The sequence below is a fragment of the Saccharomonospora sp. NPDC046836 genome, assembly GCF_040645195.1.
Taxonomy (GTDB): Bacteria; Actinomycetota; Actinomycetes; order Mycobacteriales; family Pseudonocardiaceae; genus Prauserella_A.
In genome coordinates, this window is record NZ_JBEYXW010000029.1 from 65,533 (window position 1) to 80,791 (window position 15,259).

Genomic DNA, 15,259 nt, shown 5'->3' on the forward strand with positions numbered 1-15,259 from the left:
TGTGGTCTCGGAAGCAGTTCTACCGTGGACACATGAGGCCACGAGTTCTGGTCGCAGGCGTGGGTAACGTGCTGGCCGGCGACGACGGCTTCGGAGTCGAAGTGCTGCAGCGCCTCGAGGAGATGGCACTGCCCAGCTGGGTACAGATCGCCGACTACGGAATCGGGTACGGCCGGCTCGACCCCGACCTGCTCGGCGGGTACGACACGACCATCCTCGTCGATGCCACCCCGCGCGGTGGCACGCCGGGCCAGGTGTGTGTCATCGAGGCCGAGCTCGACGAGCACCCGTCCCGCATCCCGGCGCTACTCGACCCGCACGGCATCCGGCCGGAGGGCGCGCTGCGGCTGTTGCAAGTGCTCGGTGGCGACGCAGGGCGGGTGCTCGTGGTGAGCTGTGAGCCCGTCAAGGCCGCAGGCTTCGGGCTGAGCCGGCCGGTGTCCGCGGCGGTCGCCGACGCGGTGCGGATCGTCATGGACCTGGTGTGGGGAACCGATCCCCGCCTGCCCGTCATGTCAGTCGAGCCGGAAGCCCCACGGCGGCTCGAGACGATGCGCGGCGAGTAACGCCGCGTCGGCCAGCAGGCCACTGGTCGGCCCGTCGGCCACGACGACGCCGTCGTCGATGAGCACGCTGCGCGGGCACAGCTGCAGTGGCTGACCATGAACATCGTGCGGTTCAACGAGAGGAGCAGCTCCGCCAGCTCGCGCCGGGCGACAGGTTCGAGGTTCGCCGACGGCTCGTCGAGCACGAGGATGTCCGGGTCGCACGCGAGCACCGTGGCGAGCGCGACGCGGCGGCGCTTGCCCGCCGGAGAGGTGCATTGGCGAGCGGTCGGCGTGCTCGGCCATCCCCACGGCGGCGAGCGCATCGTGCACACGCTGGCCCAGCTCCGCCGTGGCGGCACGGGAGAACCACGGTTAGCGTGAAAGACATGATCGGGTTGCCCAGCACGATCACGGCGTGCCTCTTCGACCTCGACGGCGTGCTCACGAGTACCGCCGCGCTCCACCTGCGGGCGTGGAGGCAGACCTTCGACGACTTCCTGCGGCAACGCTCCGGTGAGGACTTCGTGCCGTTCACCGAACGTGACTACGCCGCCTACGTCGACGGCTTGCCTCGTCTCGACGGGGTACGCACGTTCCTGGCGGCCCGCGGCATCACGCTGCCCGAGGGTTCGCCTGATGACCGGGCGGACACACCGACAGTGCACGGCGTGGGCAACCACAAGAACGAGCTGTTGCTGCGCATCATCAGTGAGAGCGGTGTGACGCCCTACCCTGGTTCCGTGCGCTACCTCGAAGCGGTCCGCGACGCCGGGCTGGCGATCGCGGTCGTGACATCCTCGGCCAATGCCGCGAGCGTGCTCGCCGCCGCCGGCCTCGACCGCTTCACGCAGGCACGCATCGACGGCATCGTCATCAGCCGCGACCGCCTGCGCGGCAAGCCGGCGCCCGACTCCTTCCTCGCCGGCGCGCGGGTGCTCGGCGTCGAACCAGCCAACGCCGCGGTGTTCGAGGACGCCCAGGCCGGCGTACGTGCCGGCAGGGCAGGCCGCTTCGGGTACGTCGTCGGAGTCAACCGTGCCGACCAGGCCGACGCGCTGCGCGCACAGGGCGCGGACATCGTCGTCGACGATCTCGCCGACCTGCTGGAGGTTTCCCGGTGACACAGCCCAAACGCGGTTACGAGTGCTCGCCGTGGGAGCTGCGCTGGCGCGGGCTCGCGGTGGACCAGCTACAGCGCACGGAGTCCACGTTCGCGCTCTCCAACGGCCACATCGGCATGCGCGGGACGCTGGAGGAAGCCGAACCGCGCGGGCTGCCGGGCACGTACCTGAACGGCTTCTACGAGGAGCACGGGCTGCCGTACGCCGAGGCGGGTTACGGCTACCCGGAGGCAGGCCAGACCGTCGTGAACGTCACCGACGGCAAGATCATCCGGCTGCTGGTGGAGGACGAGCCGCTGGACATGCGCTACGGGCAGGCGACCGCCCACAACCGCGTGCTCGACTTCCGGTCGGGCACCCTGCGCAGGGAGACCGAGTGGACGTCGCCGACCGGCAGCCGGGTGCGGGTCAGCACCGAACGTCTGGTGTCGTTCACCCAGCGCGCCGTCGCGGCGATCCGGTACGAGGTCGAACCACTGGATGACGAGATCCAGTTGGTCGCGCAGTCCGACCTGCTGGCGAACGAGCCCATCGAGACCGACACCAGGGACCCGCGCGTGGCCGCGGCACTGGAGGCGCCGCTGGTGTCGGAGTACATGATGGCCGACGGCTACCGCGCGGTACTGGTACACCGCGCGAGACGCTCCGGCCTGCGGGTCGCCGCCGCCATGGACCATCAGGTGGAGGCTGCCGACGGGCTGCGCACGGACATCACCGTCGAGGAGGACCTCGCCCGGCTCACCATCGCTGTCGACGTGCCGAAGGGCCGCAAGCTCCGGATCACCAAGTTCCTCGGCTACGGATGGTCGGCACAGCGGTCGATCCCGGCGCTGCGTGCCCAGGTGGACGCCGCCCTCGCCGGCGCGTTACAGACCGGCTGGGCCGGCCTGCTCGCCGAGCAGCGGCAGTTCCTCGACCAGTTCTGGAGCACAGCCGATGTCGAGATCGACGGCGATCCCGAGCTCCAGCAGGCCATCCGCTTCGCGCTGTTCCACATCCTGCAGGCCGGGGCCCGAGGCGAGAGCCGGGCCATTCCTGGCAAGGGCCTGACCGGCCCCGGCTACGACGGGCACGCCTTCTGGGACACCGAGACGTTCGTGCTGCCGGTGCTCACCTACACGCTGCCGGACGCCGCTCGTGACGCGCTCCGCTGGCGACACGCCACATTGGACAAAGCCAAGGATCGCGCGGAGCAGCTGGGTTTGCGCGGGGCTGCCTTCCCATGGCGCTCCATCAACGGTGCGGAGTGCTCGGCGTACTGGCCTGCCGGTACGGCGGCGTTCCACGTCAACGCCGACATCGCGGACGCGGTGGCCCGCTATCTCGCGGCCACGCAGGACATCGAGTTCGAACGACAGCACGGCACCGAGTTGCTGGTGGAGACCGCCCGGCTGTGGATGTCACTCGGCCACCACGACCCACACGGCGGGTTCCGCATCGACGGTGTCACCGGCCCTGACGAGTACACGGCGGTGGTGGACAACAACGTCTACACCAACCTGATGGCACAGCGGAACCTCCACGAGGCGGCTGAGTCCTGCAGCCGCCATCCCGATGTCGCACAGCTTTACGGTGTGACGCAAACGGAAATCGCCGCGTGGCGGGATGCCGCGCGCAAGATGCTCGTGCCCTACGACGAGCTGCTACAGGTCCATCCCCAGTCCGAGCGGTTCACCGAGCACGCCCGCTGGAACTTCCAGGTCACCCCGCCGCAGAACTACCCGCTGCTGCTGAACTACCCGTACTTCGACCTCTACCGCAAGCAGGTGGTGAAGCAGGCGGACCTGGTGCTGGCCATGCACCTGCGCGGGGACGCGTTCTCGCTGGAGCAGAAGCAGCGCAACTTCGCCTACTACGAGGCGTTGACGGTGCGGGACTCCTCGCTGTCGGCGACCACGCAGGCAGTGCTCGCCGCCGAGTGCGGACATGTTGGCCTCGCCTACGACTACCTCGCCGAGGCAGCACTGACCGACCTGTACGACCTGCACAACAATGTCCGCAATGGACTGCACATGGCCTCGCTCGCCGGCGCGTGGATCGCCACCGTCGCCGGGTTCGGGGGCATGCGCGACCACGGTGGCGAGCTCACCTTCCGCCCGCGCCTGCCTGGCGCGTTGAACCGGATCACCTTCCGGATGGAGTTCCGTGGTTCCCGGTTCGCCGTTGCCGTCGACCAGGACAAGGCCGGCTACCGCCTGATACACGGTCCGCCGTTGACGATCACGCACTACGAGTCGCCGATCACCCTGACCGAGCAGACCACCACCCTGCCCGTGCCACCCATCGACGCCCCCGAGGAGCCCACCCAGCCCAAGGGCCGGGCCCCGGTGCGCCGCACGGGAAACCTCCCGCGTGAGGGCGACACGATCCAACCCGGGTACCTCCGCGTTGGCACCGCGCGCTAGCCGGGCGGCTGCTCCAGCGCCGCGGTCTGGGGGTCGACCTCGTCAGGGCGGACCTCGTCCTTGTTCGGCGGCTCGGGTATCTCCTCGGTGTCCCAGCCGATGTCGCGGTGCGACGGGGCCGGGACGTCCGGGGGCAGCCGGTGGTCCGGCTCCGTGGGGTTCACCTCGTCTTTCCGCATAACCCGATCTCTACTCCTGTTGTCGCCAGTTGTCATTCCGGTTGGCAGTGCGGGCACCACACGGTTCCCCTGCCGTCCACCCGCCCGTGCCACAGGGTGGTGCCGCAGCGGGGGCAGCTGCCCGACGGTTCGTCGCGGCGCCCGGTGAGCCACGAAGGCCGGGTCGGTAGGCGGCCCGCCTTCACCGACTCACGCAGCACGGTGCGCATCCGTCCGTGCAGGCTCATGAGGTCGGCGCGGGACAGGCTGGCGGTCGAGCGGTGTGGGTTGAGCCGCGCCTGCCACAGGATCTCGTCGGCCAGCAGGTTGCCGAGGCCGGCGACGACGGACTGGTCGGTGAGCGCGGACTTCAGCCGCCGCCGCAGCCCGCCGAGACGGTCAGCGAACTCGGCACGCGACACCGTCAGCGCGTCCGGGCCGAGGTCGGCGAGTAGCTCCGCCCGCTCGCGCTCGTCGCGGGCGAGGCGCAGTCCGGTCAGCTTGCGCATGTCGCGGTAACGCAGCTGTCCGCCGTCGAAATCGAAGATCACCCGATCATGCCGGTGCCTCGGCTCGTCGGCGTCCTCCCACAGCAGGGCCCCGGTCATGCCGAAGTGCAGCAGTACCGTCTGCCCGGTATCGCCCACGGGCGCCAGCAACCACTTGCCGTGCCGCTGTGGTTCGGCGAAGCGGTGTCCGGACACGGCCGCGCGCAGGCCGTCGGCGTCGACGCCGTGCAGCACCTGCTCGTCGAGAACCTCAACAGCCCGCACCGGTTCGCCCACCGCGTGCTCGGCCAGCACGCGCCGGAAGCCCTCCACATCGGGTAGCTCCGGCATCGGCGACCTCAGGCGACCGATCGGCGCGTGGCGTCCTGCTCCGTCTGGTCGAGCAGGGTCAGCAGCAGCCCGTGTGTTGTCGACCAGGGGCAGACGTCGAGCGAACCGCCGAACACGGTGAGAAGTGCCTCCGCGACAACCGCACCGGCCAGCGCCTGCCGCGCCCGCGAGCGCGAGATGCCCGGCAGCTCGGCACGCCGTGACGCAGGCATGACGGCGAGCCGCGGAATCCACCGCCGCAGGTCCTCCACGCGGAGCTCGCGTGACGGCGCGTCCCGCTGCGGCCGGGCACCGGCGAGCCTGGCCAGCTGCCGCAGCACCGTGGAACAGCCGACGGTGCGGTAGCCGGACAGTCGTGGCTCGGCCTCGGCGACCGCGCGGCGCACCCGGTCGAGTGCATGCGCGCGTAGTTCCGCGATGCGCTCGGCAGGCGGGACCTCCGTGTCGAGCCAGGTGCGGGTCATCTCCCTGGCGCCAAGCCGAAGCGACCAGGCGACCGCGGCATGCTCGCCCTCACCCGCGGCCAGCTCCACCGTCCCGCCGCCGATGTCCAGCACGGCAAGCGGCCCCACGGCGGCGCCGAACCACCGGCGTGCAGCGAGGTAGGACAGCTCGGCCTCCCGCTGTCCGGTGAGGAAACGCAACTCGGTACCGGTCTCGTGCCGCACCTGGCGCACGATCTCGGTGGCGTTGCGGGCATCCCGGATCGATGACGTCGCGAGCGGGAACACGCGGCTCACCCCGCGTTGCTCGGCGAGCTCACCTGCCGTGCCGACCGCGGTGATGATCGCGTCGACACCATCGGCGCCGAGCCGTCCGCAGGCATCGAGCGCGCGGTCCAGCCGCAGCCGGGTTTTGTGGTTGAAGACAGGATCGAGCAGCGAACCACCACGCTCGGCGATCAGCAGACGGGCACTGAAGCACCCGACATCGAGCACACCCACGGTCGCTGGTCGCACCATTACCTCCACTGTGAAGGTATAACCCAGATGAGTGACATTTAACCGTGGGACAACAGCAAACGTAACGACACATACCCATATTGGCGAAAACCAGACATCAAGCGCCGTTGCTGCATCGCCGACGGTGTGGGGGCAAAACTCCTGACAGAGGGGGCGGCCGTGGGCCGATCAGGTGAGGTGCGCCGATGACGAGGAACACACGCCTGAGCGACGCAGGGCGCCTCGGCGCCGCCGCCGCGGCCGTCGTCGTGACGCTGGCGGCAGTGCTGACCACCGTGACACTCATGCGAGCCGAATCGGCGGAGAACCCCGGCAGCGCCGCCCCGCTGACGGGCGCGGGCACACCGTCCACCGACAGCGCGGCGCTCAGCGGTCCCGTTCCACCCGCCCATGATCCACTGCCTGCCGCGGCACCCGGGCGGCTGAGCGTGCCCGCGATCGGACTGGTGTCCGGATCGGTGATCGAGCTCGGCCACACCCCCACCGGCGTGCCGGAGGTCCCCGCCGAAGCCATGACCGTCGGCTGGCTGTCCGCCACGAACTCGCCCGGCGAGCGGGGCGCCGCCGTACTCACCGGTTACCGCGATTTCGCCTACGAGCGGGGCGCCTTCTACGGCCTCGGCAAGCTCGCGCCCGGTGCCGAGATCACCGTGAACAGGGCCGACGGAACCGCCGCGGTGTTCACCGTGTACCGCGTGCAGACTCTGCCGAAGGACTTCGCACTCAGCGCGGCGTGCGCACACAGCGACCACCCGGACCTGCGCCTGCTCACCGCGTCGGGCCGGTTCGGCTCAGCCGGCACGGGCACAGAGGCGACCGTCGTGTTCGCCCGGCTCACCGGGGTCACGGCGTAGCGCTGCCGCGCACCGTCCACGCCGCCACCACGTCCCCCAGCACCGACAGCGGAAGCGCGCCGCCGCCGAGCACCAGGTCGTGGAACTCCCTGATGTCGAAGCGCGCGCCGAGATCCTCTACCGCCTTCGCTCGCAGGCGCTGGATCTCCAACCTGCCTACCATGTACGACAGCGCCTGGCCTGGATAGCCGATGTAGCGGTCGACCTCGGAGACGATCTCGACCTCGGCCATCGGGGTGTGCTCGCGGAGGAAGTCGATCGCCCGCTGGCGGCTCCAGCCCTTGGCGTGCAGGCCGGTGTCCACGACGAGCCGGCCCGCACGCATGGAGTCCATGCTCAGCATCCCCAGCAGCGACACGTCGTCGGAGTACAGCCCCATCTCGTTCGCGAGCCGTTCCGAGTACAGCCCCCAGCCCTCGGTGTAGGCGTTGAAATCGCCGACCCGGCGCAGCAGCGGCAGATCGGTGAGTTCCAGCGCGGTGCTGAGCTGGAAGTGGTGTCCCGGGATGGCCTCGTGGAAGGCCGTCACCTCGGCGGTGTGCCGGAACCGCTCACTCACCCGGTGAGTGTTGGCGAAGTACGTGCCGGGACGGGAACCGTCCGCGGCGGGCATCAGGTAGTACGCCGCCGCCGCGCCCGGTGCCTCCGCTGCCGGGACCGGCTCGACGACCCACGGCTGCGGCGGGATGCGGCCGAACCACTGCGGCGCCGCCTGCTCCGCGCGGGTGATCGCCGCGCGCGCCGTGTCCAGCAGCTCGTCCTGGCTCGTCCAGCGCAGCGCGGGATCGGTACGCAGCCGCGTGAAGATCTCCGCCAGATCGCTGGTGCCGAACACCCGGCTGCCGATCTCGGAGTACTCGGCGCGCAGCTCGTCGATCAGGCGCAGGCCCGTGGTGTGCAGGTCGTCGGGATCGCGGTCGGTGGTGGTGTGCACGCGCGCGAGGGCGGCATAGGTCGCCTCGCCGTCCGGCAGGTAACAGACACCGGGCCGCTCGTCCGGCCTGCCGTGCGCCACGATCTCGCGCTCCAGCACATCGCGGTAGGCACTGAAACCTGGGCGTACGACGTCCGCCAGCAACTGCGTGCGCCGCGCCGCGAAATCGTCGTCGGGTGCGGGCTGGCGCAGCAGCGGGTCGCTCGCCGGATCGGCGAGGTACCGGTCGAGGTGCGCGATCGCACTCCGTACCAGGTGCGCCACGGGCACCAGCCCAGCGGCGACACCCTCGCGATGACGCTGCGCGACCTGCTCCAGGTGAGCGGGGATCGCGGCGAGCCGTTCGAGCTGCGCGGCGCCCTGCTCGCTGTTGGTCACCGCGACCATCGGCAGGATCGTCAGCAGCCCGGACGCGGGGGCGACGAAGAAGTCGGTGATGGTGAACTCGACGAGCCGGGTGTCGATCTGGTCCATCCGGGCACGTGCGGAGCTGAGCAGCACATCGCGGGTGACCCGGTCCTGCGGGTCCAGCACGGCCACGTCCAGCGCGCGGGCCCGCTCGCTGACCCGTTCGAGCGCGGCCCGATGTACCTGTTCGGCCTCCACGGAGACCTCCCCGAGCCCCGTGCGTGTCGGGTCGATCCCGAGCACCGCGGGCCACAGCGGGTCGGCGTCGAACAGCAGCTGCAGGTATTCGTCGGCGAGGTCGGCCACATCCGTCATGGCCGCAGCATACTGACGCAGCGGATCCGAGCCGTGGCACTGGCACGGGGCTATTAGGCTCATGATCGTGGCCGTGACGGATCCTGTGGACGCTCGCCTGCTCGCTGTGCTGGCCGAGCTGGGCAAGGCCGCCGTGCACGAGATCGCCGCCAAGGTCGGCATGGATCCCCGGGAGGTCGCCTACCGGCTGGTGAACCTGTCCGCGACCGGGCTGCCCCTGCTGGTCGGTGTCGAAAGCGACCCGAACGGCCTGCGCACGGCGCTGGCCGGCGGCTGGGCTCAGCAGGCACCTCCTCATCCGGCACACGGCACACCGAGCGGCGCATATCCGGTCCACGGCACGCCCAGCGGCGCGTTTCCCGTGCACGGCACGCCGAGCGGGACCTACCCCGCCCAGGGCGCACCCAGCGGCGCCTACCCGGTCCACGGCACCCCGTCGGGCCGCTACCAGCCACCTGCCCAGCAGCACCGCCCACCACCGCCGCGCCGGCAGCCTCCGCCTCCGCCGGATCCGGTGATGAGCACCTGGGGTCCGCCGCAGAGCGCACTGTGGGCGCGCGGCGACCAGCCCCCCGCGACGGCGCCCCCGGCACCCCGCACCGGGCGCACCGGTGAGGTGCTGGAGACACACGGGCTCGAAGGCGAGCAGCTCGCGATCCAGCTGCTGGAGGTGCAGGACCCCGCCGACTACCTGTTCAGCGCGGCCGGTTACCGGCTCGAGGAGGACGAGCGGGCCGTCGTGGTGCACACCGAGATCACCAACCGCAGCGGTGTCCCATTCGCGTCGTTGCCCGACAACTACCTGGAGCTGCTCACCGTCGACGGCAAGCCCGTCGGGAAGGCGCCCGTCTCGCTGACCTCGCGCCCACCGCACAAGATCGGCGTGCGGCCGGGCGAGACCACCGGCGGGCACACGGTCTACGTGCTGCCCGCGGCGATGCGGATCGCGTCGGTGCGCTGGAGCCCGCGGCCCGAGCCCGACGAGCGCTCGCTGGTGTGGACGATCGACGACTGAGAGCGCGTCGCAGGCTCAGGACTCCGCGCGCAGCACGTCGAGGGCGGCTGCCAGGTCGGCGGGGTACTCGCTGGTGAACTCCACCCACCGGCCGTCGGCGGGATGCGCGAAGCCGAGGGTGCGCGCGTGCAGCCACTGCCGGGTCAGCCCGAGCTTGCGCGCGAGCACCGGGTCCGCGCCGTAGGTCAGGTCACCGACGCAGGGATGGCGCAGCGCGGCGAAGTGCACGCGGATCTGGTGGGTTCGCCCCGTCTCCAGCTTGATGTCCACCAGCGACGCGGCACGGAACGCCTCCATCACCTCGTAGTGCGTCACCGAAGGGCGTCCCCCGGCGACGACGGCGAACTTGTAGTCGTGCCGTGGGTGCCGGTCGATCGGCGCGTCGATGGTGCCCCGCGTCGGGTCCGGGTGCCCCTGCACCAGCGCATGGTAGCCCTTGTCCACCGTGCGTTCCTTGAACGCGCGCTTGAGCACGGTGTAGGCGTGCTCGCTCTTGGCGACCACCATCACGCCGGTGGTTCCGGCGTCCAGCCGGTGCACGACCCCCTGCCGCTCCGCGGCGCCCGACGTGGAGATCCGCAGCCCCGCCGCCGCGAGCCCGTTGACGACGGTGGGCCCCGTCCAGCCGGGACTCGGGTGGACGGCCACGCCGACCGGCTTGTCGACCACGACGATGTCGTCGTCATCGTGCAGGATCCGCAGGCCCTCGACCGGCTCGGCGACGACCTCCAGCGGCGCCTCCGGGGCTGGCAGCGTCACCTCCAGCAGGCCACCCGCGGCGAGCCGGTCCGACTTGCCCGCCGGCTTGCCGTCGAGCAGCACCTCGCCTGCCGCCGCGAGTTCGGCGACCGCCGTGCGGGACAACCCGAGCAGCTTGGCCAGCCCGGCGTCGACCCGCATGCCGTCGAGTCCCTCCGGAACCGGCAGCATCCGTGCGCTCACGCCGGCTCCTCCCCGGACTCGTCATCCTTTTTCGAGCGGGCCCGCGTGCCGTCGTAGTCCCGGCCGAGCAGCGACAGCAGCACGATCAGAACCGCACCGATGGAGATGGCCGAGTCGGCCGCGTTGAAGACGGGAAAGAAGTCACCGTTCGGCGCGAACGGGGAGATGAAGTCGACGACGTGGCCATGCAGCGGGCCGGGAGCGCGGAAGATGCGGTCGGTGAGGTTACCCAGCGCACCGGCCAGCACCAGTCCGAGGCCGATCGCCCAGCCCACCGAGCGCAGCCGCCTCGCGAACCAGATGATCACGCCGACCACGACCATCGCGACGATCGCGAGGATCCAGGTGCCGCCGAAGTCCATCCCGAACGCGGCGTAGGGGTTGCGGATCAGCTGCAGGTACACGGCGCCACCGAGGATCCGGATCGGCTCCTCGCCCTCCAGGGCCGTGGTAGCGACGATCTTGGTGACCAGGTCCACGGCATAGGCGAGTACGGCGACGAGGGCCAGCAGTCCGATCCTGCGTTTCGGAAGGTCGGGCGCCTGTGGCTGCGGGGCGCTGGTGGCCGGCTCTGGGCCCTGCTCAGTGCTCACCGGTCCATTGTCCATGGCGCCGCCATCTGCCTCGCGGTCAGTCTCCCAGCTCGCCCTTCCACTTCGCGAGCGGACCGGCCCGGTCGACGGCGCGAATCCGCCGCTCGGCCGCGTTGCGGGCGCTCTCCGTGGTGACGACCAGCAGCTCGTCGCGCTCCTGCAACCGCGTGATGCGGACCGGGGTGAACCCCTTACCGTTGCGCACCACCAGGCTCACCACGGCACCGGAGGGCAGCCGCAGCTCCGCGATGTAGACGCCGTGCAGCCGTGATCCACGCTGGATGCGTACCTGCAGCAGCACCGCGCCGAGCTCGTCGAGCGGAGCCGCGTCGACCTCGATCTCCTCGGGCTCGGCGGCGCCCGCCAGCCCGAGCCACCTCGCCAGCGGCCCGAGCAGCGCGCCCTGCACCAGGGTGAACACGATCACGAGCACGAACACGGCGTCCACCAGCCGCTGCGCACCGGGCAGGCCCTCGGCCAGCGGGATCGTCGCGAGCACGATCGGCACCGCTCCGCGCAGGCCGGCCCAGGACAGGAAGATCTGTTCGCGCCAGGGCAGCCGGAACGGCACGGTCGACAGCACCACGGAGATCGGCCGGGCGACCAGCAGCACGACGACCCCCGCCAGCAGACCGGGCACCAGTGCGTGGGGAAGCCGGTCGGGTGAGGCGAAGACCCCCAGCATCACGAACAGCCCGATCTGGGCGATCCAGCCGATTCCCTCGGCGAACGACAGGGTGTCGGCGCGGTGCGGCAGCCGCGAGTTGCCGAGCACGACGCCCGCGATGTAGGTGGCCAGCAGCCCCGACGCATGCGCGAGCTGACCCGCCGCGTACGCCCCGACACACACCGCGACCGCCGCAAGTGGGTACAGCCCGGTCGCGGGCAGCGCAACGCGGCGCAGTCCCTGCGCGCCGAGCCAGCCCAGCCCGAAGCCGATCAGCGCACCGGCCACCAGCTCGTAGACCACGAGCAGCGGGAGCCCCCAGTTCACCGTGGCGCCGGTGGCCAGCAGCACGACCGCGATGAATGCGGGCGCGTCGTTGAAGCCGGACTCCAGTTCGAGGATGCCGGAGAGCCGCCTGCCGATGCCCGACGAGCGCAGCACCGAGAACACCGCGGCGGCATCGGTCGAGGACAGCACCGCACCCCACAGCAGGGCCAGCCGCAAGTCCAGCCCGAGCAGCCAGTGCAGTGCGGCGCCCGTGACCACGATCGTGACCGCAACGGCCACAATGGACAGTGCGATGCCGGGGCCGAGCGCGGGACGCACTATCGACCACCGCGTGCTGAGCCCGCCCTCAGCGAGAATCATCACGAGTGCGGCGAGGCCGAGACTCTGTGTGATCGTCGGGTCCTCGAACTGCAGACCGAGCCCGGCCTGCCCGACGAGGACACCGATTCCCAGGTACAGCAGCAGCGACGGCAGGCCGAGCCGGATCGAGAACCGCACGGCGAGCACTGAGGCGAGCAGGACGATCGCACCGGATCCGAGGATGACCGGAAGCCCGCCCATGTCACCTCCCCGTTCACGGCGATTGTGGGCTCTCCGCCACGGGTCGCAACAGCTCGGCGAGGCGCGGCGCCGCGTCCTGCGGCGGATCCGGTAGCTCGATCAGCTTGTCGCGGGAACGTTGTCCGCGCACCACAACAAGATCCCGCGCGCGCACCGCCAGCGCACCTGCGAGCACACGGCACACCGCCTCGTTGGCCTTGCCCTCGACGGCGGGTGCGCGCACCGAGACCACCAGCGCCGCGCCGAGCGCACCGTCCCAGCGGCCGCCGACGGCGTCGCGCTTGGCACCGGGCTTGACGCGGACCGCGAACCGCAGGGCACCCATGCGAGAACGGTAACCCGCTCAGCCCGGCAGTCCACCGAGGAAGGCCGCCGTGGCCTGCACCGCGGGTGCCGACGAGCCGGCTCCCTCGACGAGGACCGCGAAGGCCACGTCGCCGCGGTAACCGGCGAACCAGCCATGCGCCTGGGTGCCATCGGGCAGCTCCGCGGTGCCGGTCTTGCCACGGACATCACCCAACCCGCTGAGTGCGGTCGCGGTGCCGCCGGTGACGACCTCGCGCATCATGTCCCGGACCGCGCCGAGCACAGGCGCCGACGGTACGTCGTATCCCGTGTTCACGGTCGTGTCGAGGTCACGCCAGAGCCGCGGGATGACCGGTGCACCGTGCGCCACGGTCGCCGCCATGAGCGCTACCCCGAACGGGCTCGCCTGCACCCTGCCCTGGCCGATGCCGTCCTCGAGCCGCTGCACCGGGTCGGGCGCGGCCTCGACGCTGCCTGCCTCGGTGGTGATACCCGGGATGGTGAAGTCGGCGTTGAGGCCGAGCTCGGTCGCCGACCGGGCGAGGGCGTCGTCGGGCAGTCCGGCGGCCAGCTCGGCGAAGGTGGTGTTGCACGAGCGCGCGAACGCCGTGTGCAGGGGCACCGAACCCAGATCGAACTGCCCGTCGTTGGGGATGGTCCTGGTGCCGATGCGGGCCGTACCCGGGCAGGGCAGCACGGTGCCCGCTTCGGCCGCGCCCTGCTCCAGCGCGGCGGTAGCCGTGGCGATCTTGAAGGTCGACCCCGGTGCGTACAGGCCGGTCAGCGCATTGGGCGCGGACCCGGCGAGTGGGTTCTGGGCGACGGCGAGGAGGTCCCCGCTCGACGGTTCGATCGCCACCAGCAGTGCGGGTGCGCTGACCGCGTCCACCGCTGCCTGCGCGGCCTGCTGGGCCGTGACGCTCACCGTCGAGGCGAGTGGTTCGGTCGCCGCCGGGTCGCCGTGCAGGGTCGCCAGCTCCGCCCCGGCCGCGTCGACGAGCACAATCTGCCAGGCGCCACCGGCGTGCTCGGTGGCTACCCTGCCCATTCCCGGCAGCAGCAGCGGGGCACCGGCGCCCTCGGCGGGCGCGATCCCCTCGGTGTGCCACCTCAGGAGCGGCTCCCCGTCCCTGGCGACGACGGCGGGGACGCCGTCCATGCTGCGCAGGGCCAGTGCCTGCCCTGTCTCCAGCCGCGGATGGATCAGTGCGGGCGACCAGTGCACCCGCCAGCCGGCATCCGTGCGCAGGACGGTCACCGTGTTGTCGTAGGTCCACGTGCGGCCTTCGCCGAGCGTCCACGTCACGGTGAAGTCGCGGGTGGCCCGGTCCGGGCCGTCCTCGGCCGCCGGTGGTTCGGCTCTGGTCTTCACGGCCGTGACACCGAGCTGGGCGGTCGCCTCGTGCAGCGCTGCCTCGGCCGCGGCGGGATCGTCGGTCAGCGCCGCAGCGGCGGCGACGTCCCTTACAGCGAAGGCGTCCAGGTAGTCGAGCGCGACCTCACCCGCCCCCGGACCGGTGGCCGACTGCTGGGCCGTACCGGAGCTCGACTCGTTCAGCAGCACCACCACCCCGGCGGTGACGATCGCGATCACGGCCAGCACCGCTCCGCCCAGCACCAAACGTCTCGTCCGCGCCTGCATGGCCCTCCCCAGTCCCAGGCCGAATCGGGGCGGGTTCACCCACCCGTGGAGCGACTCTAACCGCGAGTCCCCCCTTCAGGCACGCGAGTCCCCCGCTCCGGTGCGCGAGTCCCCCGCCCAGGCACGCGAGTCCCCCGCTCGGCCGCGCCAGTTGCCCACCCAGGCACGCGAGTTGCCCGCCCAAGCACGCGAGTCCCCGCCCAAGCACGCGAGTCCCCCGCCCAGGCACGCGAGTCCCCCGCTCGGCCGCGCCAGTCGCCCACCCAGGCACGCGAGTTGCCCACTCGGCCGCGCCAGTTGCCTATTCGGCGACAGCGGAGGACACCACCGCCTTGAACGCGAAGGGGGCGCACCGCACCGGGACACTCGCCGGCCGGAACGGGCAACTCGCCGACTGGAGCGGGCAACTCGCCGGCCGCAACGGGCAACTCGCCGACTGGAGCGGGGGACTCGCGGGCTGGAGCGGGGGACTCGCGGGCTGGGGCGGGGGACTCGCGCACCAGGGTCAGCCGAGTCGGTAGCCCATGCCGCGCACGGTTGCGATGTGGTCCGGTCCGAGCTTGCGGCGCAGGGTCCGCACGTAGACATCGACCACATTGGATCCGGGGTCGAAGTCGTAACCCCACACATGGGACAGGATCTGCTCGCGGGAGAGCACCTGACCCGGATGCCGGAGGAACAGCTCCAGCAGCGCGAACTCC

Annotated in this window: 16 protein-coding genes and 1 pseudogene; 6 read left to right on the forward strand and 11 right to left on the reverse strand. The window is 71.2% G+C overall.

Annotation, left to right across the window (positions count from 1 at the left end; all coding sequences use genetic code 11):
• Positions 1-32 precede the first annotated feature (32 nt).
• The gene (locus ABZ863_RS26755; protein WP_358540880.1) at positions 33-566 is read left to right on the forward strand and encodes a hydrogenase maturation protease; all 534 of its coding nucleotides are present in this window, start codon (positions 33-35) and stop codon (positions 564-566) included.
• Here the strand turns inward: ABZ863_RS26755 and ABZ863_RS26760 are convergent.
• Positions 516-893 (reverse strand): annotated as a pseudogene (locus tag ABZ863_RS26760) (ATP-binding cassette domain-containing protein); the annotation flags it as partial. The gene ABZ863_RS26755 and the pseudogene ABZ863_RS26760 overlap by 51 nt on opposite strands.
• A gap of 41 nt (positions 894-934) precedes the next feature.
• On the opposite strand from ABZ863_RS26760, the gene ABZ863_RS26765 reads away from it, so the two are divergent.
• A complete protein-coding gene (locus tag ABZ863_RS26765) occupies positions 935-1,669 on the forward strand; it encodes a beta-phosphoglucomutase family hydrolase (protein ID WP_358540883.1) in 735 nt (244 codons plus the stop codon).
• On the forward strand, positions 1,666-4,074 hold the full coding sequence (locus ABZ863_RS26770) for a glycosyl hydrolase family 65 protein (RefSeq protein ID WP_358540886.1): 2,409 nt from the start codon (positions 1,666-1,668) through the stop codon (positions 4,072-4,074). The genes ABZ863_RS26765 and ABZ863_RS26770 overlap by 4 nt, the downstream gene beginning before the upstream one ends.
• On the opposite strand, the gene ABZ863_RS26775 is transcribed toward ABZ863_RS26770, so the two are convergent.
• The 3 genes from ABZ863_RS26775 to ABZ863_RS26785 are packed head-to-tail and all read right to left on the reverse strand — an operon-like array spanning position 4,071 to position 6,033.
• Complete coding sequence (locus ABZ863_RS26775) at positions 4,071-4,253, reverse strand: hypothetical protein (protein ID WP_358540889.1); 183 nt, start codon at positions 4,251-4,253, stop codon at positions 4,071-4,073. The two genes, ABZ863_RS26770 and ABZ863_RS26775, sit on opposite strands and share 4 nt — an antisense overlap.
• 32 nt (positions 4,254-4,285) lie before the next feature.
• Positions 4,286-5,071 (reverse strand): DNA-formamidopyrimidine glycosylase family protein, encoded by a 786-nt coding sequence (locus ABZ863_RS26780; protein ID WP_358540891.1) that lies wholly within the window; start codon positions 5,069-5,071, stop codon positions 4,286-4,288.
• A gap of 8 nt (positions 5,072-5,079) precedes the next feature.
• A complete protein-coding gene (locus ABZ863_RS26785; RefSeq protein ID WP_358540894.1) occupies positions 5,080-6,033 on the reverse strand; it encodes an exopolyphosphatase in 954 nt (317 codons plus the stop codon).
• Positions 6,034-6,218: 185 nt separating this feature from the next.
• On the opposite strand from ABZ863_RS26785, the gene ABZ863_RS26790 reads away from it, so the two are divergent.
• Positions 6,219-6,887: a sortase gene (locus tag ABZ863_RS26790; RefSeq protein WP_358540896.1), complete on the forward strand. Its 669-nt coding sequence runs from the start codon at positions 6,219-6,221 to the stop codon at positions 6,885-6,887.
• Here ABZ863_RS26790 and ABZ863_RS26795 read toward each other — a convergent pair.
• The gene (locus ABZ863_RS26795) at positions 6,877-8,544 is read right to left on the reverse strand and encodes a DUF885 domain-containing protein (protein WP_358540899.1); all 1,668 of its coding nucleotides are present in this window, start codon (positions 8,542-8,544) and stop codon (positions 6,877-6,879) included. The genes ABZ863_RS26790 and ABZ863_RS26795 overlap by 11 nt on opposite strands.
• A gap of 67 nt (positions 8,545-8,611) precedes the next feature.
• Here ABZ863_RS26795 and ABZ863_RS26800 point away from each other — a divergent pair, with 67 nt between their 5' ends.
• Positions 8,612-9,559: an AsnC family protein gene (locus tag ABZ863_RS26800; protein ID WP_358540902.1), complete on the forward strand. Its 948-nt coding sequence runs from the start codon at positions 8,612-8,614 to the stop codon at positions 9,557-9,559.
• 15 nt (positions 9,560-9,574) lie between these two features.
• Here the strand turns inward: ABZ863_RS26800 and ABZ863_RS26805 are convergent, their stop codons facing one another.
• The 5 genes from ABZ863_RS26805 to ABZ863_RS26825 are packed head-to-tail and all read right to left on the reverse strand — an operon-like array spanning position 9,575 to position 14,558.
• Positions 9,575-10,501, reverse strand: coding sequence for an RluA family pseudouridine synthase (locus tag ABZ863_RS26805; protein ID WP_358540904.1), 927 nt, complete (start codon positions 10,499-10,501; stop codon positions 9,575-9,577).
• Positions 10,498-11,094 (reverse strand): signal peptidase II, encoded by a 597-nt coding sequence (gene lspA / locus ABZ863_RS26810; protein WP_358540907.1) that lies wholly within the window; start codon positions 11,092-11,094, stop codon positions 10,498-10,500. Before lspA ends, ABZ863_RS26805 begins: the two co-directional genes overlap by 4 nt.
• A gap of 37 nt (positions 11,095-11,131) precedes the next feature.
• Positions 11,132-12,610, reverse strand: coding sequence for a potassium/proton antiporter (locus tag ABZ863_RS26815; RefSeq protein WP_358540909.1), 1,479 nt, complete (start codon positions 12,608-12,610; stop codon positions 11,132-11,134).
• 13 nt (positions 12,611-12,623) lie between these two features.
• On the reverse strand, positions 12,624-12,926 hold the full coding sequence (locus ABZ863_RS26820; RefSeq protein ID WP_358540925.1) for a DUF167 domain-containing protein: 303 nt from the start codon (positions 12,924-12,926) through the stop codon (positions 12,624-12,626).
• Between the two features lie 27 nt (positions 12,927-12,953).
• Positions 12,954-14,558, reverse strand: coding sequence for a penicillin-binding transpeptidase domain-containing protein (locus ABZ863_RS26825; protein WP_358540910.1), 1,605 nt, complete (start codon positions 14,556-14,558; stop codon positions 12,954-12,956).
• A gap of 332 nt (positions 14,559-14,890) precedes the next feature.
• Here ABZ863_RS26825 and ABZ863_RS26830 point away from each other — a divergent pair, with 332 nt between their 5' ends.
• Positions 14,891-15,079: a hypothetical protein gene (locus ABZ863_RS26830; RefSeq protein ID WP_358540913.1), complete on the forward strand. Its 189-nt coding sequence runs from the start codon at positions 14,891-14,893 to the stop codon at positions 15,077-15,079.
• On the opposite strand, the gene ABZ863_RS26835 is transcribed toward ABZ863_RS26830, so the two are convergent.
• On the reverse strand, positions 15,064-15,259 hold a 196-nt coding region (locus ABZ863_RS26835; protein ID WP_358540914.1), incomplete at its 5' end, for a winged helix-turn-helix domain-containing protein. The two genes, ABZ863_RS26830 and ABZ863_RS26835, sit on opposite strands and share 16 nt — an antisense overlap.

Bases quoted from the DNA above. Each gene is read 5' to 3' on its own strand.
- ABZ863_RS26790 (WP_358540896.1), top strand. From the start codon at position 6,219: ATGACGAGGAACACACGCCTGAGCGACGCAGGGCGCCTCGGCGCCGCC.
- ABZ863_RS26795 (WP_358540899.1), bottom strand. From the start codon at position 8,544: ATGACGGATGTGGCCGACCTCGCCGACGAATACCTGCAGCTGCTGTTC.
- ABZ863_RS26775 (WP_358540889.1), bottom strand. From the start codon at position 4,253: ATGCGGAAAGACGAGGTGAACCCCACGGAGCCGGACCACCGGCTGCCC.
- ABZ863_RS26765 (WP_358540883.1), top strand. From the start codon at position 935: ATGATCGGGTTGCCCAGCACGATCACGGCGTGCCTCTTCGACCTCGAC.
- ABZ863_RS26815 (WP_358540909.1), bottom strand. From the start codon at position 12,610: ATGGGCGGGCTTCCGGTCATCCTCGGATCCGGTGCGATCGTCCTGCTC.
- ABZ863_RS26755 (WP_358540880.1), top strand. From the start codon at position 33: ATGAGGCCACGAGTTCTGGTCGCAGGCGTGGGTAACGTGCTGGCCGGC.
- ABZ863_RS26825 (WP_358540910.1), bottom strand. From the start codon at position 14,558: ATGCAGGCGCGGACGAGACGTTTGGTGCTGGGCGGAGCGGTGCTGGCC.
- ABZ863_RS26780 (WP_358540891.1), bottom strand. From the start codon at position 5,071: ATGCCGGAGCTACCCGATGTGGAGGGCTTCCGGCGCGTGCTGGCCGAG.
- ABZ863_RS26785 (WP_358540894.1), bottom strand. From the start codon at position 6,033: ATGGTGCGACCAGCGACCGTGGGTGTGCTCGATGTCGGGTGCTTCAGT.